Here is a 24,077-nt window from a genome sequence, read left to right as displayed (position 1 = left end):
CTATGGTCGGGCGTCCGCGACGTCGACACCATCCGGTGCAGCGTCGGTCCCGGCGGTCACACCATCCGGCGTGGCGTCGGTGCCGGCAATCGCGGCGTCGGCGCTGATGTCCGCTGTGACGATGCCCGTGGTCGCGGCGAACCAGCGGATGTGCGCGGCACATCCGCGCCGCGCGCGCTCGGAGTCCCCGGCAAGGACGGCTTCGAGGAGTCCGGCGTGCTGTCGTGTGAGCTCGCTGCGCACACTCGGCCAGTCCCCGGTCGTCTCCGCCGCCGCTGACACATAGTCGAGGATGCTGCTGGACAGCGAGGCGAGGATGATGTCGGTGACCGGGTTGCCGGCCGCGGCACAGAGCTCGCGGTGGAATCGCGCATCGAGGCTGTGGAAGGCCTCCTTGGAGATGTCGGCGTCGCACATCTCCTTCAGCAGCTCGCCTGCCCGCTCGAGGTGGACGCCGCCCGGTCCGGCACCGGACCGGGCGACACCGGACGACCCGACACCGGACGGGGCGGTGGCATGATCACGCAGCTGCGCCTCGGCGGCGGTGGCGACGGCATCGGATTCGAGGACGACGCGCGTGGTGAGCACGTCTGCGGGGGCGATGTGGCGTGCGGAGACGTGCAGCTTCAGCGCACGAGACAGACCTGCAGCGGGCTCGGAGACGATGACGGAGCCGGCGTCGGGACCCGATCCGACTCCCGCACGGATGAGGCCCACGGCGTCGAGGATGCGAATGGCCTCACGCACGCTCGAGCGGGAGACGTCGAAGCGCTCGGCCAGGGCCCGCTCCCCCGGCAGCCGATCGCCGAGGGTGAGGCTGCCGTCGAGGAACGATCGCTCGATTCCGGCGAGGACCAATTCATAAGCCTTATTCATCGTAATTGCCTCCTCGGACCCGAAGTTTCGGCACGACGCCCGGTTTCGGCCCGATCGTCACAGCCACAGGCGGCGAGGTCTTTGCGGGAACATCCCCCTATGTTAAGGTCTGACCACACTTGTGACAAGAACCACTTCCGTCGCGTTCGACCGGTCTCCACGCGGGGATCGTGCCCCGGATCCGATTCTTGGCACTGCAGGCAAATCGGCTTGGAGGTCAGATGAAGATTGCACTGTTCGCCACGTGCATCGTCGATGCCATGTACCCGGAGGTTGCGCAGGCGACCGTGACCATCCTGCGCAGGCTGGGCCATGAGATCGTCTTCCCCAGCGGTCAGACCTGCTGCGGTCAGATGCACATCAACTCGGGCAAATTCGCGCAGGCGGAACCGGTGATCGCCGCCCACGCCCGCGCGTTCTCCGACACCGATTGGGACGTCGCCGTCGCACCCGCGGCATCGTGTGTGGCCTCGCTCGGGCATCAGCAGCCCATGGTCGCCAGACGGATGGGCAACGACGCCCTGGCCGCCGAGGCCGCCGACATCGCCGGCCAGACCTACGAACTCTCCCAGCTGCTCACCGACGTCCTCGGCATCACCGACGCGGCAGCCGACCTCGGCTCGTACTTCCCCCACAGAGTGACCTACCACCCGTCCTGCCACGGCATGCGCCTGCTGCGCCTCGGCGATCGCCAGAGCGATCTGCTGCGGTCCGTCGAGGGGATCGACTACGTCGACCTGCCCCTCGCCGACGCCTGCTGCGGATTCGGCGGCACCTTCTCCGTGAAGAACCCCGAGGTCTCATCGGCGATGCTCGCCGACAAGATTCGGACCGTCCACTCGACCGGCGCCGAGGTGTGCACCGGCGGAGACGCCTCCTGCCTGCTCCACATGGGCGGCGGATTGTCACGGTTCCAAAGGACCGGCAGCTTTGAGGGCACCCCGGACGTCACCGCGGTGCATGTGAGGCAGACGAGTTCGACCGACGTCGGCGACGACAATGTCGACCATCTGACAGCAGTCGTCGGAGCCGACGATGACGACCACCTGACACCGGGTGAGAAGGGGACGAGCCCCGCCGAGCCGAGTCGGATCCAGTCCGGCTTCAGGGTCGGACAGTCGGCGGTCCATCTGGCCCGCATCCTCGCCTCGACGAAGGAGGACCCTCTGCGGGTCCAGAGCGAAGGAGCAACCGTGAGCGGAGGGAGTCTGCGATGACTTTTCTGGGAATGCCGCTGCTGCCGTCCACACGCCGGGACCGTCCCACGATTCCCGGCGGGCAGGGCAACATCGTCGAAGACGAGTCCTTTGCCGAGGTCTCGCATCAGCATCTGTCGAACCAGCAGCTGCGCAACAACATCGGACATGCCACCTCGACCATCCGAGAGAAGCGAGCGGATGTCGTCGCGGAACTCGATGACTGGGAGGAACTGCGGGAAGCAGGCTCTCGGGCCAAGAACCATGTGATGGAGAACCTGCCCGAATACCTGGCCGAGTTCGAGGCGAACTTCACCGCTGCCGGAGGCGTCATCCATTGGGCCCGTGACGCCGACGAGGCCAACGCCATCGTCACCGAACTCGCCGAGGCCAACGCACCCGTGCTCGACTCCGGGCGCCGCGAGGTGATCAAGGTCAAGTCGATGGCGACCCAGGAGATCGGGCTCAACGAGCATCTCGAGACCCAGGGCATCGACGCCTTCGAAACGGATCTGGCCGAACTCATCGTCCAGCTCGGCGACGACAAGCCCAGCCACATCCTCGTCCCCGCCATCCATCGCAATCGCGACGAGATCCGAGACATCTTCGAGGAGAAGATGCCTGACGCCGGAGACCTCACGAATGATCCCACGGAGCTCGCCGAGGCGGCCCGAAGGCACCTGCGCCACAAGTTCCTGACCACGAAGGTCGCGGTCTCGGGAGCGAACTTCGGCATCGCTGACACCGGTTCGCTCGGGGTCGTCGAATCCGAGGGCAACGGCCGCATGTGCCTGACCCTGCCGGAGACGCTGATCACGGTGATGGGCATCGAGAAGCTGCTGCCCAGCTTCGACGACCTCGAGGTGTTCCTGCAGCTGCTGCCGCGCTCCTCGACCGGCGAGCGGATGAACCCCTACACCTCGTTCTGGACCGGCAGCACACCCGGTGACGGACCCCAGAACGTCCACCTCGTCCTCCTCGACAACGGACGCACACGCGCTCTGGCCGACGAGCACGGGCGCACTGCTCTGAACTGCATCCGCTGCTCGGCCTGCATGAACGTCTGCCCCGTCTACGAACGCACCGGCGGCCATGCCTACGGTTCGACGTACCCGGGCCCGATCGGTGCGATCCTCTCACCCCTGATGACCGGCGTCGAGGCCGAGGAGAACGGTTCCCTGCCCTACGCCTCGAGTCTGTGCGGAGCCTGCTATGACGTGTGCCCGGTCAAGATCGACATCCCCAGCATCCTCGTTCATCTGCGCAATGAGGATGCCGAGGCCAACCACTCCCCCGTCTCCTCACAGCTCGACACCGCCCTCACGGGAGCTTCGTGGATGATGAGCGAGGGCAAGAGGATGGCGACGGCCGAATCCGGTCTGCCCATCGCCCACGCGGTCACCGGCGGCGAGCAGATCAATTCCCTGCCCGGCATCGCCGGAGCCTGGACCTCGAGCCGGGACATCCCCGCGCTGCCGGAGAAGAGCTTCAGGCAGCTGTGGGCCGAGGACGAGGCCCGCGCAGAGGAAGAGGACGACGAATCATGACCGACACCGCACGCGAAGAGATCCTCGGACGCATCAACCAGGCCCTCGGGCGCCGAGGCGGGGGTGAATACGTCTCATCCGTTTCGGGAACCGTCCCCGCCGGTGCACCCGCAGCCGGTCCGCCCGCGGCCGGTGCGCCCGCTGAAGCGCCGCATGCGCAGCCGGGGGCTCCCGCGGCAGGCGGGGGCACCGTCGATCAGAGCGCGGACTATCTGCGCACGGGCACGCATGAGGGCGAGGACCTCATCGAAGTGCTCATCGACCGCCTCGAGGACTACAAGGCCAATGTCCACCGCGTCAGCGGCGACCCGGCGGAGACCATCGCCGGACTCCTCGAATCGGGGTCGAAGATCGTCGTTCCCCGTGGGCTCGACGACTCCTGGCTGAACGCCTTCACCGGTGACGTCTCGGTCGACGCACCCGGTCAGGAACTGAGCGTCCCCGAACTCGACACACAGGCGGCGGTGGTGACCGCCTCGGCGGTGGCGATCGCGCAGACGGGGACCATCGTCCTCGACGGGTCCCCGGAGTGCGGCCGGCGGGCGATCACACTCGTGCCCGACCACCACGTGTGCGTCGTGCGCGTCGAAGATGTCGTCGACATCGTTCCCGAGGGCATCGCACGCCTGACGCCGAGTGCGGCGCTGACGTTCATCTCCGGGCCATCGGCGACGAGCGACATCGAGCTCAAACGCGTCGAGGGCGTCCACGGCCCCCGCACCCTCGACGTCATCATCCTCGGTTCGGCCCCGTGAGAGAGGGGCGGCGCAAAGCAGGCGCCAGCGATGCGAGAGACTGGTGTCCATGACGACGGCCAGAACCCTTGAGCATCCGCACGAACCGCCTCGACGGAGATCGCTGCCCACGAAATTCGCGGTCTCGTCGATCATCATCGTCCTCACCCTGGTCATCGGCGCCATCGCGGCCGACAGGATCGTCGACTTCACCACCGAGCAGAAGATCGCACAGAGCCTCGAACCCTACGGTGACGCCGACGTCGACATCGAGGGGTTCCCCGTGCTCACGCAGATGGCCGGAGGGGAGCTCGACACGGTCCACGTCACCGCCGATCGGGCACGGTACGAGAACGTGGACTTCACCGACGTCGACGTCAAGCTCTTCGACGCCCCTGTGGACACCTCACGGCCGATCGGCACGGTCGAGGCGAGCGCTGTCATTCCGCTGTCGACGGTCGATTCCCTCGCATCCGAACACGCCTCCCTGCCCGAGGGCATGTCGTTCACCACGATCGACGGCGAGCTGTTCCTCAAGGGCTCCCTGCTCGGCCAGGACCTGCTCATCGGCATCGAACCGAAGGCGGACTCACGACGGGTCGTGGTCGACGCCACGACGATCAGGCTCGGATCCGGCGAGGTCTCCGTGGATTCGCTCCCCTCGTTTCTGACCTCGTCGCTCTCCGACATCGTCATCGACCTCGACTTCCTGCCTGCGGGCCTCGAGCTCACGAACATCGACGCCACGGACACAGGTCTGGCCATCGACCTCCACGGCACCGGAGTCACGCCGAACTGAACCGCCCAAGCCGGAGTGGCCCGATCCGGGCACGCCGAGCTGGGCCGAACCGAAATGAGACGGTAGACTGACGGCGATGATTCCCACGAAACCCGATGACGTATTCACACCGAAGGTGTGGGTCCTCGGGCATCCGGGCACGAACGGCTACATCACCTCGTGGGGCATGATGCTGTCGGGCACGGCCCCCTTTCCCGCCGGAGATCCACTCCGGTCCCCACCCTGAGCAGACACGCTCGATCACAGCCGCCTCGGCGCACGATCACTGACCTGACAGGGAGATCACACACGCATTTCGGGCCGGAGAAGCACATCCTCCGACAACGAAACGGTTCCATCGTGACTTCGACTTCTCTGACCAGCACACCCGGATCTCACCTGTACGCAGCTCTGCGCAAGGACACAGTCGGCGGCGGGCTCCTCGTCATCGCCGCCCTCGCCGCACTCGTCTGGGCCAACTCCGGCTTCGCACATTCCTATTTCGCGCTCAGGGACGTCGAGTTCGGCTTTGCGCCCTGGCACCTGGAGCTGAGCGTGGGGACGTGGGCCGCCGACGGTCTGCTCGCGATCTTCTTCTTCCTCGTCGGGGTGGAGCTGAAGACCGAATTCACGCATGGCGATCTGCGCAGCTTCCGCACCGCGATCGTCCCGATCACTGCGGCCATCGGCGGTGTCATCGTCCCGGCCCTGATCTTCACGGCCCTCCTCGTCTCCCACCCGGAGATGCTGCGCGGCTGGGCCATCCCCACAGCGACCGACATCGCATTCGCCGTCGCGATCCTCGCAATCGTCGGCTCCCACCTGCCCAAGGCTCTGCGCATCTTCCTCCTGACACTCGCCGCTGTCGACGATCTCGTGGCGATCGGCATCATCGCTGTCTTCTACACCGAACGCATCAACTTCGCTCCGCTCCTGGGGGCATTCGCCGTCATCGTCGTCTACGGGGTGATCGCCGGCAGGTTCAGAGCCTTCTTCGTCGAGCGCGCCTGGTCGACATGGGTGATCCTCCTGCCCCTCGGTCTGATCGCCTGGGCGCTCATGCACTCCTCCGGTGTCCATGCGACGATCGCCGGGGTCCTGCTCGGATTCACGATCCCCGCGGTGACCGGGCGAGAACGAACCGCTCCCACCGATGACCACGACGGCCACGATCGCCCCAACCTCGCCGAGGTGCTCGAGCACCGCCTCCGGCCCCTGTCAGCGGGATTCGCCGTGCCCGTGTTCGCCTTCTTCGCCGCAGGAGTCGCCGTGGGCGGGCTCGACGGCCTGGCTACGGCATTCGCCCAACCTCTGACCTTTGCGATCATGGCCGGCCTGGTGCTCGGCAAACCGCTCGGCATCCTCGCCTCGACCTGGCTGGTCGGAAGGTTCACCTCTGCCGGGCTGGACCCGAGCCTCAAGTGGTGGGATCTGACGGGCATCGGCCTGCTCGCGGGAATCGGCTTCACGGTCTCGCTCCTCGTCGCCGAGCTCAGCTTCGCCCCCGGCTCCCCCGCACACGACCATGCGAAGGTCGCGATCCTCAGCGCCTCCCTCATCGCGGCCGCCCTGGCGGCGACGGTGCTCAGCATCCGGAACCGCAGGCACCGTCGTCTCTCCGGACGATACGCTGGACGCGCATCACCATCCGCACACCGCCGATGAACGTACCTCGGCCACCGACGAGGAGCATCGGCAGAAAGGCTCGACGATGAGCACGATCACCCCTGTCGGCGAACGCTTCCACGCAGAGCTCACCGAACTCTCCACCCTCGTCGACTCGGACCGGCCCGGGTGGACGAGGCGAGCCCTGAGCGAGGTCGACATCGCCGGCCGCGACTACGCCCGCAGGCTGATGAAGCAGGCCGGACTGGCGACCCGAGTCGACGGTGCCGGCAATGTCATCGGGGTGCTTCCCGGTCGCGTCGGAGGGCGGGAGATCATGCTCGGCTCCCATACAGACACCGTCGACGGCGGCGGTCGCTTCGACGGGATCACCGGCGTTCTGGGCGCCATAGAGGTCGTACGACTGCTGCAGGAGAACAATGTGGGACTCGACCACGACCTCGTGATCGTGGTCTTCTTCAACGAGGAGCCCAATGACTTCGGCTTCTTCTGCGTCGGGTCGCGGGCGATGACCGGAATCGTCGACCGCACCACCCTGGCCACCACGGACCTCGCCGGACGCAGCCTCGCCGAGACTCTGCCCGATTCGGGCATCGACCCCGAGGCCTTCCTCGACGCACGCTATGACTTCTCGAAGGTCACCGCCTTCCTCGAACTTCACATCGAACAGGGTCCCGAGCTCGAACGGATGGGCAAGCAGATCGGCGTCGTCGAGACGATCACCGGAATCAACCACTTCAAAGCCCTCTTCACCGGCCGACAGGACCATGCGGGGACGACTCCGATGGACGTGCGCGCCGACGCCGGATGTGCCGCGGCAGGCACCGTGCTGGCTGTCGAATCCATCGCCGAATCCGGCACCAACACCCGGGGCACGAGCGGGCATATCCAGTTCACCCCGGAGGCCGTCAACGTCGTGTCGGCCAATGCGAGCGTCGAAGGCGAGTTCCGCGGTCCCGACGGTTCGTGGCTGAACGAAGCGCAGCGGAGGCTCACCGACGCCGCCGACGACCAAGGCGCCAAGCGCGGTGTCCGGGTTGAGATGGAGTGGACGACGGATGACGCCCCCGTGCCCCTGCACGAACCCATCACCTCGACCATCGCCGAGGTGGCCGATGACCTCGGACAAACACGCGCCACAATGTTCTCCGGTGCCGGTCACGATGCCGGAATCATCGCCGCCGAGACCCAGGTCGGCATGATCTTCGTCCCCTCACACGACGGTCGCAGCCACTGCCCCGAGGAATTCACCGAGCTCGACGACATCCTGCCCGGGATCGAGGTCCTCCTCGAATCCGTGCTGCGCATCGACGCTGCTCCGCGGTCAGGTGCGCCATCACGTTGAGGCGGAGCACAGCCAGAGCGACTAGTGTCTGCGGTGACACGACCATCTGCTGAGAAGGGCCGCATCATGTCATTCGACAAATTCGTCAACAAAGCCAAGAACCTGGCCAATGATCCGAAGGTCCGCGAGAAACTCAACTCTGAGAAAGCGGAGAAGGCCAGCGATTCGATCCTCGACAAAGCCGCTGGAGTGGCCGAGTCGCTGACCAACGGCAAACACAGCGAGAAGATCCAGAAGGCACGTGACGCCGCCGACCGCGCCATCGGCACCGATGGGCAGTCGCAGGACGACGCGTCCGAAGACGAACGACCCGAGGGCGACGCGACCGGAGATGAACGGCACGAAGGCAACGCGTCCGGAGATGAACGACCCGAGGGCGACAACGGGCCGCGTTCCTGACACGCGGGCGATGAGCACCCTCATCCGTGATGTCAACGGGGATGAGCGGCCGCAGACAGACGGTCACGCCCTCGCCTGCCCTCGCGTTGAGATCGGCGCGTGCGGATGCTCCCGGACTCGCCCGTGCCATCGGGGGAGCGGGACAGCACGAAATACTGCACACCCTCGCCGACTCCGCGTTCCCAGCCGATCGGCTCTGCGCCGATATACCAGGTCAGCGGCGTCCCCCTGCCCTCGGGGAGTCTGTCCCTGTCCGGTGGTTCATCGGGCAGGTGTATGAGAATCGCTGACACGATGACGGTGATCCTGGTTGACCGGCGCATGCTCTCACCGTATGTTCCGATGCCGGCGCCTTCGATGATGATCAGACAGCAGATCCGGCACATTCGCAGTCCGCTCTTCGCGCCCCACCTGGGACGGAAGGTGTGTGAGAATAGCAGTCGGGCGATTGCCGCCCATCCCCCGATCAACCGAACGTCACATGCTGCAGGAGGTGCAATGCGATCCCCGATTCCCGACTTCTTGGACGAGACGCTCGATCGTCACAGGTCCGACCGGTCCGGTGCCAATGCGGACTACATTCCGGACCTGGCGTCCGCCGATCCCGAGAAGTTGGGCATCTGCATCTCCACCCTCGACGGGATCGAATACACCTCCGGCGATTCGGACTTCGAGTTCTCCATCCAATCGATGTCGAAGCCCTTCATCTACGGCATGGTCCTCGAGCAGGAGGGCATTGCCGCGGTCATCGATCAGGTGGGAGTCGAACCCAGCGGAGAGGCCTTCAACGAACTCTCCCTGGACAAGAAGTCCGGCAAACCGCTCAATCCGATGATCAATGCCGGGGCCATGGTCGTGCACGCGCTCCTGGGCGAACCGGGTGTCTCGTTGGCCGAGCGGATCGAGATCGTGCGTGCCGGACTGTCCGAGTTCGCCGGACGAGAGCTGCGCGTCGACGATTCGGTGGCCGAAGGCGAATGGGGTGAGGCCTACCGCAATGTTGCGATCGCCAATATGCTCCGCTCCTACGGCGTCTACACCGACCAGCCCGATGAAGTGGTCCAGGGATATATCGCGCAATGCTCGATCCTCATCACCACACGCGACCTGGGAATCATGGCGGCCACCCTGGCAGCCGGCGGAGTCAATCCCCTCTCCGGAAGACAGGTGCTCTCCCCACGTGTCAACCGGCAGGTTCTCGGCGTCATGATGACCTGCGGGATGTATGACGCCGCGGGTGACTGGATGACGGAGGTCGGGGTGCCCGCGAAATCCGGCGTCTCCGGCGGCGTGTTCGGCGTCATGCCCGGCCAGGTCGGCATCGCCACCTTCTCGCCGCGCCTGGACAAGCACGGGACGAGCGTGCGCGGAGCCAACATCTTCCGGACCCTGTCCCGTGAGCTGAGTCTGCACATCATGGACGCACCCGAACCGGCTCGCTCGATCATCCGTCGTGACCGGCGCTTCGTCGATTCGCAAGGCGTCATGGTCCGCATCTGCAGCCTGCAGGGCCTCATCCAGTGGAGCGGTGCCGAGAACGTCATCCGGACCATGGACGCGCCCGAGTCCAACGTCGAAGCCTTCGTGCTCGACCTGCGCCGCGTCAACGAGGTCAACGGGGTGGCCAGGCGCATGCTCACCGAGGCGATGAGTCGGCTCGAAGAGGACGGCAAGCGGATCGCACTCATGGATCCCGACGACATGCTCCTGTGCAAGAGTCCGAGCTCTTCGCTGCCCGACGTCGAATACATCGACTCCCCGAAGGCGCTCAAGGGCCTGCGAAGGCTGCGTGAGGATTGGACCCAGAGAGCGGTCTGACGCCATGGTCGTTTGCTAAGGTGAGACTGACCGACCGTCACGCCAACGCAGTGCCGTGCAGAGGCAGTGCCATGCAGAGGCAGTGTGCGGCCATCGCCGAGGCGGCCGACCCGAACCGCCCGGCTCCGACGCATCCCAGCGCATTCCAGGAAGGCTACCCATGTCGACGTCACCCACCGTGCCGAACCGGGCAGCTCGTCCGCCCCGCCCGCAGGCCGTCCTCAGCGTGCAAGAGGTTCAGGACCTCACCCCGAGCCTCATCCGAATCACGGCCGGCGGCGACGGCTTCGACGCACTGTCGAGCAATGAGGCCACGGACAAGTACGTCAAACTCATGTTCGCCGACCCCGAACACGGATTGACACCGCCCTACGATCTGGCCGACCTGCGCGAGAACTCTCCGGAGAAGCTCCCCAGCAACCGCACCTACACAGTGCGTGAGATCAACGAGGACGAGAAATGGCTGACCTTGGACTTCGTCATCCACGGCGACGAGGGCATCGCCGGGCCCTGGGCCAAGTCGGCTCGCCCCGGCGACACCATCGTCATGGTCGGCGCCGGAGGCAAGTACCGGCCCAGCCCCGAGGCCGCCTGGCACCTGCTCATCGCCGACCTGACCGCGATTCCTGCTGTGAGCACTGCCCTCGAGGCCATGGACGAGGATGCGCAGGGAATCGTCATCGCCGCCGTCGACGACGAAGAGGACCGGCTGCTGCCGGAAGCGCCGTCAGGCGTCACCGTGGTCTGGGTCGACAACGACGACGAACTCATTGCGAGCGTCGACGGGCTCGACTGGCCGGAGGGAACCCCACAGGTATTCGCCCACGGCGAGCGAGAGACGATGAAGTCGATCCGCAAGATCCTCAAGGAGCACGAGGTGCCACGCGAATCACTGTCGATCTCCGCCTATTGGGCGCGCGGTCGTGCCGAGGACCAGTTCCAGGCCGAGAAGCGCGAACCCATCGGCAAGATCGACTGATCTGCCGGGCCGGTCGACCCGACCGGCTGGTCAGTTGACTGCCGACTGCCGGTCGACGATTGCTCAGGTGAGTCCGAGGCGTTCGACCACCTCGGCGACCTTGCCCTTCTGGGCATCGGTGAGGCCGAGGATCGGCAACGGCAGCGGCTGTGGGGCGACCAGCCCGAGGTGCTCTGCGATGGCGGCCGTGACCCTGAGGCTGCCGCCGAATTCGGCGAAGAGATCCCACAGCGGCCGAAGTTCGGCGGAGAGGTTCGAGGCACGGTCCGCCTCGCCGTTCGATGCGGCTCGGGTGATCGCGAGAGTCGGGGCCGGCAGGGTGCCGCCGACTGCCGTGTACCAGGCGTCGCAGCCGGCGTTGAGCCCTGCCGCCCCGAAGGCGTCACCGGAGATCCCGATCGTCACCTCGTCTCCGGTGGCGGCCCGGATCCGTTCGACGTGGGCGGTGAAGTCCGTCGGCGACATCGCCGAGCCGGGGATCTTGATCGAGGCCACACCGTCGAGCTTCGCCAAACACGCGTAGAGGTCGGTGGTGAACGTGAAGTGTGTGGTGCCCGGATTGTCGTAGACGACGAGCGGGAGTTCGGTCGCCGAGGTGACCGTGCGGAAGAGTTCGAACACGTCGTCCTCGTCAAGCGGCTGATAGCTGACGGGGGCGAGCAGGAGGCCCTGTGCTCCTGCGGCCTCAGCGGAGCGGACATTGGACATCACCTCCCGCGTGCGCAATGCGCCGATGCCGACGAACACGGGAGTGCCGGCGGCATGGTCGACGGTCAGCCGCGCGACTCGGGCCCGTTCGTCCGGGGTGAGGTAGGCATAAGATCCGGTCGATCCCAGTGCGGTGATCGAATCGACTCCGGCCTCGACGAGGCGGCCGATCAGTCCTGCGTAGGCGGCTTCGTCGATCGCCTCATCGCGGATCGGAGTCAGGGGGAAGGCGCTCAGGCCGGTGAACAAGGTGCTGTAGGGGCTGCTCAGATCCGTCATGTCTCAGTCTCCGTGGAACTCGTCGATCGCAGGTAGTGCTCAAGTGGTTGGTACTCCGGTTGCGCCGCCGGGTCCATCACGGCTTCGGCCCCCACTGCGTTGGCCACCGCCAGTGACCGTTCGCGGGTCAGTCCTGAGGACAGGGCGATGGTCAGCGCTGCGCAGAAGGCGTCACCGGCACCGACCGTGCTGACCGGTCTGCGCGGCTGAGTCTTCGCGAACGCCACCTGTCGGCCGTGTTCGTACAGGGCGGAGCCCTTCGCCCCATAGGTGATCGCCACGAGCTTGGCCTCCCGCAGCTGCGGGAGCAGATCGTATTCGGTCTCGTTGACGATGATGAGATCTGCCCGTTCGACCACCTCGGTGGGCAAAGGCAGCGCAGGGGCGGCGTTGATGACGAAGCGCCCCGTCACGGAATGTGACAGTTCTGTCATCAAGTCGAGGGAGATCTCGAGTTGCGTGAGCACCGTCTCCCGTTTCGGGAACTCACGGTCCGGAAGGCTCACGTGTGCGTTGGCTCCTTCGCAGACCGCGATCTGGTTCTCGCCGTCGGCGTCGACGACGATCAGGGCGGTTCCGGTCTCCGAATCGACGACAGCGACATCATCGGTGCCCACGCCTGCCCGGTGCAGAGCCTGCCGCATCGCCGTGCCCGCGGCATCGGAGCCGATGGCACCGACCATGTGGGTCCGGGCGCCCAGTCGGGCCGCGGCCGCGGCTTGATTGGCGCCCTTGCCTCCGGGACTGTGCACGAGCCGACCGCCGCCGACCGTCTCCCCGATCGCGGGCAGGCGGTGGGTGACGGCGGTGATATCGGCGTTGATGCTGCCGACCACGGTGAGATCGACGTCGATGGTCATGCGGTCTCTCCCTGTGGTCTCATCTCAGCGGTCGCTGCCCGACAGCAGGCCGGCACCCGAGTGACTCCCCGAATGCCGGCCTGTCCGGTCCTGCCGTGTCAGGCGCCGACGGCGACGACCTCGACCGGGATGTTTCCGCGTGTGGCCTTCGAGTAGGGGCACAGCTCGTGGGTGCGATCGACGGCCTTCTGCGCCGTGTCCTGGTCAACGCCGGGCAGAGTCACGGTGAGCTTGACGCTGAGTCCGAAGCTCTCGCCCTCCTTGCCGATTCCGACCTCGGAGTTGACGACGGACTTCGATGTGTCGATTCCGAGTTCCTTGCCCGCCAATGCGAGTGCGCCCTGGAAGCAGGCGCCATATCCGACGGCGAAGAGCTGCTCGGGGTTGGTGGCACCGCCGGGGCCGCCCATCTCCTGAGGAGAGCGCAGATCGACGTCGAGTGCCTTGTCGTCCGTGGCTCCGTGGCCGTCACGGCCTCCCGTGATCTCGGCCTTGGCTGTGTAGGCGATGCTCTCTGGGGTGTTCATAACACGTCTCCTGTTCGTCGAATCGTGATCTCACAGATCGGGTTCCTCCACGCGGGAGGCACCTGTGACCGAGTATCGTCACTTCGGCCGCCGAAGTCCAGACTGAGGCGCTGCGGACTGAGCCTGCGGGATACGAGATGCGATGAGCCCCGGAATCCTCGATCTCTCTCGGACTCCGGGGCTCATCGGCTCGGGGTGAGTAACGGGACTTGAACCCGCGACATCCGCGACCACAACGCGGCGCTCTACCAGCTGAGCTATACCCACCACATGCGCTGCAAACAGGTGCAGACAGCAAGATACATCTTAACCTCACGACGACACCCGGGCAAACTCACAGCCTCGATGGTGCACAATGAGACACAGATCTCCTGACGTGCAACGATTCAGTAGCGATGTATAACGGTTTCGGAAAAACGGTAGGAGCACTTGATCGTATTCAATAGTATTGTCTCGGCCCCATCACCGATACTGCCCAAGGAACCCTGTAAATGGCTCGTGCGCTGATCTCCGTCTCAGAAGACGGGTTCACCTACCTCACCCTCAATGGGGCGACGAGTCGCTACTCCGACACCGGGCAAGCCATGACCTATCTTGGCGACTACGCCAGGGAGACCGCGACTTCACTACCCGTGACGATCGATGACGGCAATCAGGAAGTCGAGGTCCTCCTCGACGAAACGGGCAAGATCGCCCCCGCCTCCTCTTCCTCCTCTTCCTCCTCTTCGCCCGCGACCGAGGACGCATCCGAGGATGAGGCCACAACCGCCTCGGCGATGGACAGCGCCGCTGCCGAAGCGGAAACCGCAGGACACGGGGACGAGGCCGAAACAGCAGGGTACGGCGATGAGGCCGGGACCGAGGCGGGCAGCGCGGAGGACTACCCCCTGGGAACACCGTTCTCCGGACCCGCCGCATCGGCGCCGGCGGTGAAGAAGAAGCGGGTGCGCAAGCATCCCCGGCAGAGCAGACCCCAGAGGCTGAAGAAGATCACCGTCCCCGGCCTCGTGCTCATCGGAATCGCGATCCTGATGATCGGCGCGTTCGTGATCCCGAACATCGTGCCTGTCGGATCCCAGGACTCGCCCCAGACGATCGAATCGGATGAGCAGATCAATCCGGCCTCCGAACTCTCCGTCGAGACGACCGAGGACGTCGTTCCCGGCTTCGAGAACTCACCGACGTGGGAGACGAAGATCCCCAAAGACGCCTCGGTGACCGCTTCGGACCGCGGTGTCCTCGTCGTCGACGAGGGCAAGCTCCAAGTGCTCGACGCGAAGACGGGAAAGACCCGCTACGAGGGGAAGACTCGCGAGGCCCCGACCTTCGCGGTGGACACGATCATCGACGGCAAGCCCGCGCTCCTGTGGCAGTCCGGCAACACGGCCGAAGCGCTCATCGACGGCGAAGAGGAGCCCCACACCTACGAACTGCCCGAGGATGCTCGCATCACTTCAGCCGGCAAGAGCGTCCTCGTCAAGTCCGGCAACCAACTCTCGACGTTCGGCAGTGACGGCCTCGTCGACGTGCCCACGCCGGAACCGGGATCGACGCCGATGGCGATCGAGAACGACGAGCTCTTCAGCTCCGACTGGAACGGTCCGGTCAAGGCCAAGAACATCGAGTCGGGCGAGGAGCGCTCCATCGACCTCGAGGCCCCCTCCGATGGTCTCCAGATCATCAAATGGGTCTCCACCGGCCACGGCAAGGCGATCACGTTATGGGGAGAGCAGGGCGCATCGACGAACTCCGGGCACCGGATCCAGCTCGTCGTCCATTCCCTGGAAGACGGTTCGATCCTGTCCACCGTGACCACGACGACCGACATCGTCGGAGAGATGTCGTGGGTTCGCGGCCAGGGCGGGAAGAGGGCCTACATCGGCCCGTACCTGTTCAACCTCGAAACCGGACTGCTGCTCATGGACACCTCCAGCAAGGACATCCACCTGTCCGAACCGCGCGGCACGATCGTCCCCTGCACCGTCGACAACGACGACTCGTGCCTGCTGGCCGGCAAACACGCCTACCGCACCGACACCAATCTGCTGGCTCTGACCGATGACGGAAACAACGCCATCGTCGACGGCTCCGATTCCACGATTCGCGCCTATGCGAAGAAGTCCGAGAAGAGCGAGAAGTAGGCCGTGACTTTATCCGCCTCGGCGTAGCCATTAGGATGGACTGCGACGTGTCTGACCGTCATGTCCCCTTGCAAGATTGATGTCGGAGTCCCCACCGCGAAGGAACACAGTGCCAGTTACACTCGAGCTCAGCCGCAGAGCGGCCGCCCTCGGCACTGCCCTTGCCCTACTGATGCTTCCGATCACGGGCACGATGGCCCCGGCGAACGCGAGCATCATCCCGTCTGCCGATGCCGACGGCGCGAATACCCCTGCCGCCGATTCCGACCCCGACGGATCCGTCGACGGGCCGGATGCCGCCTCTGCGGATTCGAGTGGTTCGGAGTCCGCTTCGGATGATTCCGGCTCGGAGGACGCAACAGCATCCACATCTGGCGCCGGTGGCAACGACGAAGCCGCCGAGGACGGTGGCGATGATTCTGCGTGTGAATCCAGCACAGACGGTGACGATGAGTCCGATACGGGCGGCGACAAGGACAAGCCGTGCGCAATCGACGGCTCGCTGGATTCGCGGTGGTACCCCATCCGCCACAAGATCAAAATACCCGCTTCGGAAGATATGCCTGAGAGCTGGGTCAACGTACCATTCGAGGGCCCCGGGGCCGGCGACCGCGGCTCGGTTCCTACCCAGAGTTCATCGGAGTCGGCGTCAACGTCCGATTCAACAGCTGACGGCGCCGAGCCGGAAGGCGAGACCGACGACAGCGGAAACCCCGTGCCGTCCGCGGCCGATGAAGACGTGCCCACTACGTTCATGCTCAATGAAGACGGTGTAGTCGTCGATGCCGAACATCCGGACGACGAGATGGTCTTTGAGAACTTCGATGAGGATCCGGGATGGACGTTCACTTCCGACGGAGACAAGATCATCGTCAAAGGTGATGAGTACACAGAGGACAACGACGACGGGGCCACAGCCGGCACAGATTCGGAGGGTGATCCTGATGGCGGTCCCGACTCTGCTGGTGCTGACGGCGGGGACGAAGACTCTTCCAATGACGCGGACATGAGCGCCGCGAACGACGGCACAGACACCGACGCAGCCTCGAAGAGCAACGCCGGTTCCTCTTCCGACAGCGAGTCGGAATCCGACACTTCCTCGGATTCCACGAACGAGTCGTCATCGGAGGCGTCTTCCGATTCCAATTCCTCGGAGTCCGCGGACGCCGATTCGAAGGAAGCTGACACCTCGGCGTCTGCTGATCCCGATTCTGCCGAGGAGGATTCGGATTCCGACTCGTCGTCGGAATCGGATGGCTCCGATTCCGCAAGCTCGGACAAAGAAGGCAATTCGGACAAGGACGATAAGGCCTCAGCCGACAAGGACGGCTCCGGAACAACGTCGGGCGATGACGGGCCGGATGGCGATGACTCCACACCGGACCCGGCAACCGGCAACGGTTCGTCGGATACGCGCGATGAGATCCCCGGAGACATCGGCGATGAGTGGATGCCCGGCAACGACGAGTCTTCGCCTCCCCCGGACTACTCGGACCCGGTCCCGCAGAATCCGGACACGCCCGTGCCCGACGACGACACCGACCTCATCACCGGAGGCAACTCGCCCGAGCCGCGCAGCGACAAACCGCCGTCTCCTTCGTTCGGGGAGTCCTTCGTGTCGACGATCGCGAGTTCGTGGCCGATCTTCATCCTCGCGGCATCCGGCATGGCCGCGGTCGGGTTCATCATCTGGCTCGTCGGCCGCCGCAACAAGCAGGGCTGAGTCCGCGTCACTGTCTCGCGTCGCGGATACCGCAGCCCAGCGCCTCCTGAGGTTCCACGAACGGTATTTCGACGCGGTCGCCTCGGCGAGGAAGACTCTGACCGTGCGGTGGAACGAATCCCACACGACCGGTACCGCTTTGGCCTATTTCGAACACGCCGACCGCACCACGCTTCCCGTCGACATCACGTCGGTCGAAACCCATCGGCTGAGCGAACTGACAGCGCAGACTCTGCGGCTGAAGACGGACTCCGGCCTGCTCGGCTATGTCTCGAACCTGCGAGACCGCTACCCGGGAATGCCCGAGGACGCGCAGGTCGACGTCGTGACTTTCCGGCTCTCCGCAGTCAATATCTGACACTGAGAGAAACAAGCGGTTAAGCTTGACACGAGGCACCGTGGCACCCCGTCACGTGCATGAATGTATTCTCGACCCGGAGGACATGCCCCGATGACTGACAATGTCTACACCTCAGATGTGACCGTCGACTCAGCGACACCTTCACAGCTGGCAGAATCGATTCGACTGCGCGAAGAGCGCATCGCCGACAACATCGATGAACTCGTCGGTCGCGTCCACCCGAAGGTCCTTGCGACTCGTGCCGTCAACCGCGCGAAGTCGACCGTCATCGAGGAAGAGAGCGGCTCGGTCAAGCCCGAGGCGATCGCCCTAGGCGTCGGCTCCGTCCTCGGCGTGGCCGCGCTGATCGTCGGCCTCTCCGGCCGCGGCAAGCGTGGCTGAATCCGCACTGCCCATCCGCATGCTGCACGACCGAATCCTCCTCGATCCGGGTGAGGAGGCGGGGCCTCGGCGACACCGTCCTCTACGACCTTGAGGGCCTCGCCGAGGTGGAGCTTGAGGGTCCAGGCATATGTGCTCCTGCGTGAGCGGGACGTCCATGCCATCACCGATCCGGCGGAGCAGTCGACGTCCGTGATGCACCTCTGACCTGGGAACTTGCGACGTTCGTCACAGAACTTCGGAAGATGCGCTCTCGGTTTGCATGAACGCTGTGAACCTGAGTAATATTGACTCTCGTTGCGCAGGATGCGCGGCACGCACCTCTAGCTCAATTGGTAGAGCAACTGACTCTTAATCAGTGGGTTCCGGGTTCAAGTCCCGGGGGGTGCACAGTTGGAAAAGAACCGCCATTCGGATGATCCGGGTGGCGGTTCTCTTCATTCACCCACGGATCCGAACCGGTCCGCTCAGTCCTCGCCGGCGCGGGCGTACGCGCCGAGGACCTGACGCTCGGAGTCGCCGAGGTAGGCGCCGAGTTTCGCAGCCGCGGCCCCGGGGCTGTCGCCGAGGTAGGTGTCGAGAACCTCCTGATTGCGGTCGACGAACGGGGCGTGGAGGAAGTCGAGGACCTCGACCTTGAGGAAGGCCAGCCGGAGCTCGGCGAGGACATTGCCGAACGACCGCATCAGTCGTGAACTGTCGGAGAGGGAGACCACGGCATTGTGGAAGGCCATGTTCAGCGTCCCCACCTGCAGCCAGTCATCGGCAGCTGCGGCGGTGTGCGCGGTCTCGACCGCCCTGCGCATCTGCTCGGCAGCCGGATGGTTCAGCGGAGCGTTCGCCAGCACCGAGCATTCGATGTGGCGGCGCACCCGATAGATGTCGATGACATCAGAGGTATTCGGCGACGCCACCGACACCCCGCGGTGCGGGATGTGGTTGACCAGCCCCTGCTCCCCCAACACGCGGAACGCCTCACGCAGCGTGTTCCGAGAGACGTCGAACTCCTTCGCCAGCGCGGCTTCCGACAAACGGGCACCGGGACGAAGCTCACCGGCGATGAGACGGTCGGTGAGCTGATTGACCAGGGACGATTCGTGATTCACGGTTCCATCCTAGTGATCGGCGCAATAGATGGCTCACACACACGTGAACAGCTCGTGTACCGAAAAGTGACCCAGGTCTATTCTTGTTGAACAATCCATGCTAGATTGTCTAACGTTTCACGATGAGTGATCCGGACCACCACAGTGGCTGTTCCGACATCACGGTGGGAAGCTGACCAGATACCAGGCAACTTGGAGACCCCATGTCACAGCCGCAAGACCAAGACACGAAACCACCGGGGAAAGTCAGTCGCAGCGCGATCCTCGGCGCCATCTTCCTCATGGCCACCTCGGCGATCGGCCCCGGATTCATCACGCAGACGGCGACGTTCACCGCGCAGATGGGCGCGGCCTTCGCCTTCGCCATCTTCGTCTCGATCCTCATCGACATCGCCATCCAGCTCAACGTCTGGCGCATGATCACGTCCTCGGGCAAGCGCGCGGCCCAGCTGGCCTCCAGCGCAGTTCCGGGGACGGGCATCCTCCTGTCCGTCCTCATCGTCATCGGCGGCCTCGCCTTCAACATCGGCAACATCGCCGGCGGCGGACTGGGACTCAACGCCCTCCTCGGCGTCGACCCGAAGCTCGGCGGACTGGTCACCGGTGTGCTGGCCATCGGCATCTTCCTGTTCAAACGCGCGGGCAGGGTCGTCGACACCGTCGTCATGGTCCTCGGCCTCGGCATGATCATCCTCACCGTCATCGTCGCGGTCGTCTCCGAGCCACCGGTCGGCGAGGCGATCCGACAGAGCTTCCTTCCCGATACGGTCAACTTCGCCACCGTGACGACCATCGTCGGAGGCAGCGTGGGCGGCTACATCACCTACTCGGGCGCTCACCGCTACCTCGACTCGGGCAAGACCGGACCGGAGAACACGCCCTCCGTCATGCGCTCGGCACTCTCGGGCATCCTCGTCACCGGCGTCATGCGCTACATCCTGTTGCTGGCCATCCTCGGCGTCGTCGCCTCGGGGGTTGCCATTGACCTCAGCGGTGAGGTCGCCAACCCAGCCGGACAGGCCTTCGCTGCCGTCCTCGGCGACGCCGGCATGCGCATCTTCGGTGCCATCTTCTGGGCCGCGGCACTGAGCTCGGTGATCGGTGCGGCCTACACCTCGGCGACGTTCCTCTCCGCGTTCTCCACCCGCCTCGAGAAGGGGTGGCCGCTGCAGCTGGCCACGGTCGCCTTCATCGCCGTGTCGCTCATCGTCTACCTGAGCATCGGCACAGCTCCAGCGACCCTGCTCGTCTTCGTCGGCGGATTCAACGGCCTGATCCTGCCCATCGGCCTGACCATCTTCATGTACATCGGGTGGTTCCGACCGCGCCTGCTGCGCACTGACTCGTACCCCAAGTGGTTGCTGATCATCGGCACCGCGGCAACACTGGTGATGTGGTACACGGCCGTTCAGTCGATCGGCCCAATCTTCGCAATGATCGGAATCGGAGGATGACAATGACATCGACCATCGACCTCAACTCGGACCTCGGGGAAAACGTTCCCGACCGCATCGTCAGCGACGATTCGGCCATGCTGGGCCTGGTCTCCAGCGCCAACGTCTCATGCGGGTTCCACGCGGGCAGTCCTGAAGGGATCCGATCGACTCTGGAGGCTGCGAAGAAGGGCGGCGTCGTCATCGGCGCCCACCCCGGCTACGACGACTACGAGGGCTTCGGCCGTCGCCCCTTGGACGTGCCCGCCGCGACCCTGCAGGCGCAGGTCGAATACCAGATCGGTGCGCTGCTGGGTCTGACGGCCGCGGTCGGCGGATCGGTCGCCTACGTCAAGCCCCACGGCGGCCTGTACAACGCTATCGTTCGCGACGAGGCTCAGGCGAAGGTCGTCGTCGATGCGGTCAAGGCCGTCGATGAGAGCCTCGTGTTCCTCGGCCTGGCCGGCAGCGTGGCCAATCGTGTCGCCGCCGAGGCGGGCCTGACCGTGGCGGCCGAAGCCTTCGCCGACCGCTCCTACAACCCCGACGGCTCCCTGGTCTCACGCACCGAACCCAATGCGGTGCTGCATGACCCCGAGGCCGTGGCCGCGCGCGTCCTCAGACTCGTCCAGACCGGGCAGGTCGAAGCCATCGACGGCAGCCTCGTCGACGTCGACGCCCAATCGATCTGCTTCCATGGTGACTCCCAGGGGTCGATCGACATGGCCCGCGCCGCCCGCGAGCTCCTCGAATCCTCGGATGTCGACATCGCGGCATTCGCCGGATCCAGCCGATGAACCGTGACCGGACTGGGCGCTCAGGGACCGGCGCCGTCGCCCGCGAGCGCATCCGTGCCGGTGCCGCCGAGCCCACCTCGGGCCTGGCGCCCGGACTGGTCCAGGCGAACCTCATCGCCGTTCCCGCCGACTGGGCCTTCGACATGCTGCTGTTCGCACAGCGCAATCCGAAGCCATGTCCGATCGTCGATGTCCTCGAACCCGGTCAGGTCGAATCGATCCTGGCACCGGGCAGCGATCTGCGCACCGACATCCCGGGCTACCGGGTGTGGAACAACGGTGTTCTGCAGGAGGAGATCACCGATGCCACCGAGGTCTGGCGGACTCACCCCGACCTCGTGTCCTTCCTCATCGGCTGCAGCTTCACCTTCGAATCCGGACTCGTCGAGGCCGGGATTCCGATCCGCCACCAGGAGGCCGGTCGCAATGTGCCGATGTATCGCACATCGACGGCCTGCCGCCCGGCGGGCAGGATCAGTGGGGACCTGGTCGTCTCGATGCGTCCGATCCCCGCCCATCAAGTCGCCGAGGCGGTGCGCATCACCGACCGCTTCCCCGCCGTCCACGGCGCCCCGGTCCACATCGGCGAGCCTGCACAGATCGGCATCGACGACCTCGACTCCCCGGACTTCGGCGATGCCCCGGTCATCGCCGACGGCGACATCCCCGTGTTCTGGGCCTGTGGTGTCACCCCGCAGGCTGCCGTCCAGGCTTCGGCTCCCCCGTTCGCGATCACCCACTCACCGGGAAAGATGTTCATCACCGACGAACCGGAAGACACCTTTCGCCAATGACCTCAGCTGCCCCTGCGAACTCCGGCCTGTCCTTCCACACGGCCTCTCGCCGCCACCTGCTCGTCGAATGCACCGACCTGAGCGCGACGATGCACCTGCACCACGCCCTCGAGTCGGCCGCGCTGCCGGGCATCGTCGAACTCATCCCGGCAGCACGAACCGTGCTCATCAACTTCGACCCGGCCAGAACCTCGGCGACGGTGCTTGAGAAGTCGATCCGCGGTCTCTCCCACACTGCGTCCGAATCCGACGACGCTCGTGAAGTCACGATCGACGTCCACTACGACGGTGAGGACCTCGCCGAGGTGGCCGAGCTGCTCTCGGTCTCCCCCGCCGAGGTGATCGCCCGCCACCGGGCCGCGACCTGGCAGGTCGCGTTCGCCGGGTTCGCCCCCGGCTTCGGCTACCTGGCCGGTGACGATCCGCTCTTCGACGTGCCCCGGCGCTCATCGCCGCGAACCCGTGTGCCCGTGGGTGCCGTGGCACTGGCCGGAGAATTCACCGGCGTCTATCCCCGGTCCTCCCCCGGCGGCTGGCAGCTCATCGGGCGCACCGACGCACAACTGTGGGACCTCGAGCGGGACCCGCCGGCACTGTTCGTGCCCGGAACGATCGTGACATTCCGGGAAGCCGAGCGAGAGTCCGTGACGGCGGAGACCTCGGCTTCGGGCGACGGAGACTCAACGGCAGTGCCAAATGCTGCGCACGCCGTCGAGGTTCTCCGGCCCGGCCTGCAGCTGCTCGTCCAGGACCTCGGGCGCCCCGGCTTCGCCTCGATGGGAGTCTCGAACGCCGGGACCGCCGACCGCTTCGCATTGACATCGGCGAACCGGATCGTCGGCAATGCCGAAGCCGCGGCCGGCCTCGAAAGCTTCGGCGGCGGCACGCTCCTGGCCATCACGGGCACAGGCGTGGCCGCGGTGACCGGGGCACACGGGACGATCACAGTGACCTCCGCAGACGGAACGATCCACCGCCCCCGCCTCGGCCAGCCCTTCGCCCTGGAGGACGGAGACGAACTCGAACTCGGGACCGCCGAGCGCGGCATCCGCCGCTACGTGGCATTCCGCGGCGGCGTCGAAGCCGAGTCCGCACTGGAGAGCCGGTCGAGCGACACTCTCGCCCACCTGGGTCCGGCTGCGTTGGAGCCCGGGACGACGGTGGGCATCGGCGACGGACGAGCAGCCCCCCACCTCGTCGATCCCGGACCGCACGCGTCACAGGAGAGACACCTCCCGCTGCCGGGCGAGACACTGACGATGACGGTGACCCTGGGGCCACGGGAGGACTGGTTCACCGTCGCGGGGGTGAAGACTCTGCTCAGCCAGGAGTGGACGGTCACGCACGAATCCGACAGGGTCGGTCTCCGGCTCGAAGGCGAAGTCCCTCTCGAGCGCTCCCGCACCGGCGAGCTGCCCAGCGAAGGCGCGGTCACCGGGGCGCTGCAGGTCCCGCCGAACGGCCAACCCGTACTGTTCGGGCCCGACCATCCGCTGACCGGCGGCTATCCCATCATCGCCAGCGTCGACGACACAGACCTCGCCGCTCAACTGGCGCCCGGCGTGAAGCTGCGCTTCACCACGTCGGAGGAATCTGCTCCAGACGCTGCCGCCGCGGACGACGGCAGCGACGACCACACGCACCGCTCACCGGAGAACGAAAGCTGAAT

General features: G+C 65.6%; 24 protein-coding genes and 2 tRNA genes. 19 read left to right on the top strand and 7 right to left on the bottom strand.

Going from position 1 to position 24,077, the window contains the following annotated elements; genetic code table 11:
• Positions 1-876, bottom strand: coding sequence for a FadR/GntR family transcriptional regulator (locus tag BKA07_RS08970; protein WP_167950601.1), 876 nt, complete (start codon positions 874-876; stop codon positions 1-3).
• A 221-nt stretch (positions 877-1,097) separates the two neighbouring features.
• Here BKA07_RS08970 and BKA07_RS08965 point away from each other — a divergent pair, with 221 nt between their 5' ends.
• The 8 genes from BKA07_RS08965 to BKA07_RS08930 all read left to right on the top strand — a co-directional run bounded on the left by BKA07_RS08965 (position 1,098) and on the right by BKA07_RS08930 (position 8,501).
• A complete protein-coding gene (locus tag BKA07_RS08965) occupies positions 1,098-2,093 on the top strand; it encodes a (Fe-S)-binding protein (protein ID WP_167953040.1) in 996 nt (331 codons plus the stop codon).
• Positions 2,090-3,619 (top strand): LutB/LldF family L-lactate oxidation iron-sulfur protein, encoded by a 1,530-nt coding sequence (locus BKA07_RS08960; RefSeq protein WP_425339324.1) that lies wholly within the window; start codon positions 2,090-2,092, stop codon positions 3,617-3,619. Before BKA07_RS08965 ends, BKA07_RS08960 begins: the two co-directional genes overlap by 4 nt.
• A complete protein-coding gene (locus BKA07_RS08955; RefSeq protein ID WP_167950600.1) occupies positions 3,616-4,374 on the top strand; it encodes a LutC/YkgG family protein in 759 nt (252 codons plus the stop codon). The genes BKA07_RS08960 and BKA07_RS08955 overlap by 4 nt, the downstream gene beginning before the upstream one ends.
• A gap of 49 nt (positions 4,375-4,423) precedes the next feature.
• Positions 4,424-5,152: an LmeA family phospholipid-binding protein gene (locus BKA07_RS08950; RefSeq protein ID WP_167950599.1), complete on the top strand. Its 729-nt coding sequence runs from the start codon at positions 4,424-4,426 to the stop codon at positions 5,150-5,152.
• 76 nt (positions 5,153-5,228) lie between these two features.
• The gene (locus BKA07_RS08945; protein WP_167950598.1) at positions 5,229-5,378 is read left to right on the top strand and encodes a hypothetical protein; all 150 of its coding nucleotides are present in this window, start codon (positions 5,229-5,231) and stop codon (positions 5,376-5,378) included.
• A gap of 113 nt (positions 5,379-5,491) precedes the next feature.
• Complete coding sequence (gene nhaA / locus BKA07_RS08940) at positions 5,492-6,796, top strand: Na+/H+ antiporter NhaA (RefSeq protein WP_167950597.1); 1,305 nt, start codon at positions 5,492-5,494, stop codon at positions 6,794-6,796.
• A gap of 46 nt (positions 6,797-6,842) precedes the next feature.
• Positions 6,843-8,102: a Zn-dependent hydrolase gene (locus BKA07_RS08935; protein ID WP_167950596.1), complete on the top strand. Its 1,260-nt coding sequence runs from the start codon at positions 6,843-6,845 to the stop codon at positions 8,100-8,102.
• 66 nt (positions 8,103-8,168) lie between these two features.
• Complete coding sequence (locus tag BKA07_RS08930; RefSeq protein WP_167950595.1) at positions 8,169-8,501, top strand: antitoxin; 333 nt, start codon at positions 8,169-8,171, stop codon at positions 8,499-8,501.
• A 32-nt stretch (positions 8,502-8,533) separates the two neighbouring features.
• Here the strand turns inward: BKA07_RS08930 and BKA07_RS08925 are convergent, their stop codons facing one another.
• On the bottom strand, positions 8,534-8,824 hold the full coding sequence (locus BKA07_RS08925; protein WP_167950594.1) for a hypothetical protein: 291 nt from the start codon (positions 8,822-8,824) through the stop codon (positions 8,534-8,536).
• Positions 8,825-8,999: 175 nt separating this feature from the next.
• Between BKA07_RS08925 and BKA07_RS08920 the strand changes: the two genes are divergently transcribed.
• Both BKA07_RS08920 and BKA07_RS08915 read left to right on the top strand, forming a co-directional pair.
• Positions 9,000-10,319 (top strand): glutaminase, encoded by a 1,320-nt coding sequence (locus BKA07_RS08920; protein ID WP_167950593.1) that lies wholly within the window; start codon positions 9,000-9,002, stop codon positions 10,317-10,319.
• 160 nt (positions 10,320-10,479) lie between these two features.
• Entirely contained in the window at positions 10,480-11,298 is an 819-nt protein-coding gene (locus BKA07_RS08915; protein ID WP_167950592.1) for a siderophore-interacting protein, read from the top strand.
• A 63-nt stretch (positions 11,299-11,361) separates the two neighbouring features.
• Here BKA07_RS08915 and BKA07_RS08910 read toward each other — a convergent pair whose 3' ends face one another.
• The 4 genes from BKA07_RS08910 to BKA07_RS08895 all read right to left on the bottom strand — a co-directional run bounded on the left by BKA07_RS08910 (position 11,362) and on the right by BKA07_RS08895 (position 13,939).
• Positions 11,362-12,285: a dihydrodipicolinate synthase family protein gene (locus BKA07_RS08910; protein WP_209043916.1), complete on the bottom strand. Its 924-nt coding sequence runs from the start codon at positions 12,283-12,285 to the stop codon at positions 11,362-11,364.
• Positions 12,282-13,145 (bottom strand): ribokinase, encoded by an 864-nt coding sequence (locus tag BKA07_RS08905; protein WP_167950591.1) that lies wholly within the window; start codon positions 13,143-13,145, stop codon positions 12,282-12,284. The genes BKA07_RS08910 and BKA07_RS08905 overlap by 4 nt, the downstream gene beginning before the upstream one ends.
• Positions 13,146-13,243: 98 nt before the next feature.
• Positions 13,244-13,672, bottom strand: coding sequence for an organic hydroperoxide resistance protein (locus BKA07_RS08900; protein WP_167950590.1), 429 nt, complete (start codon positions 13,670-13,672; stop codon positions 13,244-13,246).
• A 194-nt stretch (positions 13,673-13,866) separates the two neighbouring features.
• Positions 13,867-13,939: transfer RNA gene (locus BKA07_RS08895), tRNA-His, on the bottom strand.
• Between the two features lie 224 nt (positions 13,940-14,163).
• Here BKA07_RS08895 and BKA07_RS08890 point away from each other — a divergent pair.
• From BKA07_RS08890 to BKA07_RS08870, 5 genes are all read left to right on the top strand, one after another.
• Positions 14,164-15,813 carry a hypothetical protein gene (locus BKA07_RS08890; RefSeq protein WP_167950589.1) on the top strand — a complete coding sequence of 550 codons (1,650 nt, stop codon included), beginning with the start codon at positions 14,164-14,166 and terminating at the stop codon, positions 15,811-15,813.
• 109 nt (positions 15,814-15,922) lie between these two features.
• Positions 15,923-17,536: a hypothetical protein gene (locus BKA07_RS19785; RefSeq protein WP_342449020.1), complete on the top strand. Its 1,614-nt coding sequence runs from the start codon at positions 15,923-15,925 to the stop codon at positions 17,534-17,536.
• 10 nt (positions 17,537-17,546) lie between these two features.
• Complete coding sequence (locus BKA07_RS19780) at positions 17,547-17,894, top strand: ASCH domain-containing protein (protein ID WP_342449142.1); 348 nt, start codon at positions 17,547-17,549, stop codon at positions 17,892-17,894.
• Between the two features lie 93 nt (positions 17,895-17,987).
• On the top strand, positions 17,988-18,278 hold the full coding sequence (locus tag BKA07_RS08880) for a DUF3618 domain-containing protein (RefSeq protein ID WP_167950587.1): 291 nt from the start codon (positions 17,988-17,990) through the stop codon (positions 18,276-18,278).
• Positions 18,279-18,595: 317 nt separating this feature from the next.
• A tRNA-Lys gene (locus BKA07_RS08870) sits at positions 18,596-18,668 on the top strand.
• Positions 18,669-18,745: 77 nt separating this feature from the next.
• Here the strand turns inward: BKA07_RS08870 and BKA07_RS08865 are convergent.
• On the bottom strand, positions 18,746-19,384 hold the full coding sequence (locus BKA07_RS08865) for a GntR family transcriptional regulator (protein WP_167950586.1): 639 nt from the start codon (positions 19,382-19,384) through the stop codon (positions 18,746-18,748).
• Positions 19,385-19,587: 203 nt separating this feature from the next.
• Between BKA07_RS08865 and BKA07_RS08860 the strand changes: the two genes are divergently transcribed.
• The 4 genes from BKA07_RS08860 to BKA07_RS08845 are packed head-to-tail and all read left to right on the top strand — an operon-like array spanning position 19,588 to position 24,075.
• On the top strand, positions 19,588-20,838 hold the full coding sequence (locus BKA07_RS08860; RefSeq protein ID WP_167950585.1) for an NRAMP family divalent metal transporter: 1,251 nt from the start codon (positions 19,588-19,590) through the stop codon (positions 20,836-20,838).
• Positions 20,839-20,840: 2 nt separating this feature from the next.
• Entirely contained in the window at positions 20,841-21,614 is a 774-nt protein-coding gene (locus BKA07_RS08855; RefSeq protein ID WP_167950584.1) for a LamB/YcsF family protein, read from the top strand.
• Positions 21,611-22,408, top strand: coding sequence for a putative hydro-lyase (locus BKA07_RS08850; RefSeq protein WP_167950583.1), 798 nt, complete (start codon positions 21,611-21,613; stop codon positions 22,406-22,408). The genes BKA07_RS08855 and BKA07_RS08850 overlap by 4 nt, the downstream gene beginning before the upstream one ends.
• Complete coding sequence (locus BKA07_RS08845) at positions 22,405-24,075, top strand: 5-oxoprolinase subunit B/C family protein (protein ID WP_167950582.1); 1,671 nt, start codon at positions 22,405-22,407, stop codon at positions 24,073-24,075. The genes BKA07_RS08850 and BKA07_RS08845 overlap by 4 nt, the downstream gene beginning before the upstream one ends.
• The last annotated feature ends 2 nt before the right edge of the window (positions 24,076-24,077 follow it).

It is taken from the genome of Brevibacterium marinum (assembly GCF_011927955.1).
Lineage (GTDB): Bacteria > Actinomycetota > Actinomycetes > Actinomycetales > Brevibacteriaceae > Brevibacterium > Brevibacterium marinum.
This window is presented reverse-complemented; position numbering and strand designations above follow the sequence as displayed.

Excerpts from the sequence above, each read along its gene's own strand:
- BKA07_RS08910 (WP_209043916.1), bottom strand. The coding sequence starts at position 12,285 with ATGACGGATCTGAGCAGCCCCTACAGCACCTTGTTCACCGGCCTGAGC.
- BKA07_RS08950 (WP_167950599.1), top strand. The coding sequence starts at position 4,424 with ATGACGACGGCCAGAACCCTTGAGCATCCGCACGAACCGCCTCGACGG.
- BKA07_RS08845 (WP_167950582.1), top strand. The coding sequence starts at position 22,405 with ATGACCTCAGCTGCCCCTGCGAACTCCGGCCTGTCCTTCCACACGGCC.
- BKA07_RS08955 (WP_167950600.1), top strand. The coding sequence starts at position 3,616 with ATGACCGACACCGCACGCGAAGAGATCCTCGGACGCATCAACCAGGCC.
- BKA07_RS08970 (WP_167950601.1), bottom strand. The coding sequence starts at position 876 with ATGAATAAGGCTTATGAATTGGTCCTCGCCGGAATCGAGCGATCGTTC.
- BKA07_RS08855 (WP_167950584.1), top strand. The coding sequence starts at position 20,841 with ATGACATCGACCATCGACCTCAACTCGGACCTCGGGGAAAACGTTCCC.
- BKA07_RS08945 (WP_167950598.1), top strand. The coding sequence starts at position 5,229 with ATGATTCCCACGAAACCCGATGACGTATTCACACCGAAGGTGTGGGTC.
- BKA07_RS08960 (WP_425339324.1), top strand. The coding sequence starts at position 2,090 with ATGACTTTTCTGGGAATGCCGCTGCTGCCGTCCACACGCCGGGACCGT.
- BKA07_RS08920 (WP_167950593.1), top strand. The coding sequence starts at position 9,000 with ATGCGATCCCCGATTCCCGACTTCTTGGACGAGACGCTCGATCGTCAC.
- BKA07_RS08890 (WP_167950589.1), top strand. The coding sequence starts at position 14,164 with ATGGCTCGTGCGCTGATCTCCGTCTCAGAAGACGGGTTCACCTACCTC.
- BKA07_RS08930 (WP_167950595.1), top strand. The coding sequence starts at position 8,169 with ATGTCATTCGACAAATTCGTCAACAAAGCCAAGAACCTGGCCAATGAT.
- BKA07_RS08900 (WP_167950590.1), bottom strand. The coding sequence starts at position 13,672 with ATGAACACCCCAGAGAGCATCGCCTACACAGCCAAGGCCGAGATCACG.
- BKA07_RS08850 (WP_167950583.1), top strand. The coding sequence starts at position 21,611 with ATGAACCGTGACCGGACTGGGCGCTCAGGGACCGGCGCCGTCGCCCGC.
- BKA07_RS08935 (WP_167950596.1), top strand. The coding sequence starts at position 6,843 with ATGAGCACGATCACCCCTGTCGGCGAACGCTTCCACGCAGAGCTCACC.
- BKA07_RS08965 (WP_167953040.1), top strand. The coding sequence starts at position 1,098 with ATGAAGATTGCACTGTTCGCCACGTGCATCGTCGATGCCATGTACCCG.
- BKA07_RS08915 (WP_167950592.1), top strand. The coding sequence starts at position 10,480 with ATGTCGACGTCACCCACCGTGCCGAACCGGGCAGCTCGTCCGCCCCGC.
- BKA07_RS08880 (WP_167950587.1), top strand. The coding sequence starts at position 17,988 with ATGACTGACAATGTCTACACCTCAGATGTGACCGTCGACTCAGCGACA.
- BKA07_RS08925 (WP_167950594.1), bottom strand. The coding sequence starts at position 8,824 with ATGCGCCGGTCAACCAGGATCACCGTCATCGTGTCAGCGATTCTCATA.
- BKA07_RS08860 (WP_167950585.1), top strand. The coding sequence starts at position 19,588 with ATGTCACAGCCGCAAGACCAAGACACGAAACCACCGGGGAAAGTCAGT.
- BKA07_RS08905 (WP_167950591.1), bottom strand. The coding sequence starts at position 13,145 with ATGACCATCGACGTCGATCTCACCGTGGTCGGCAGCATCAACGCCGAT.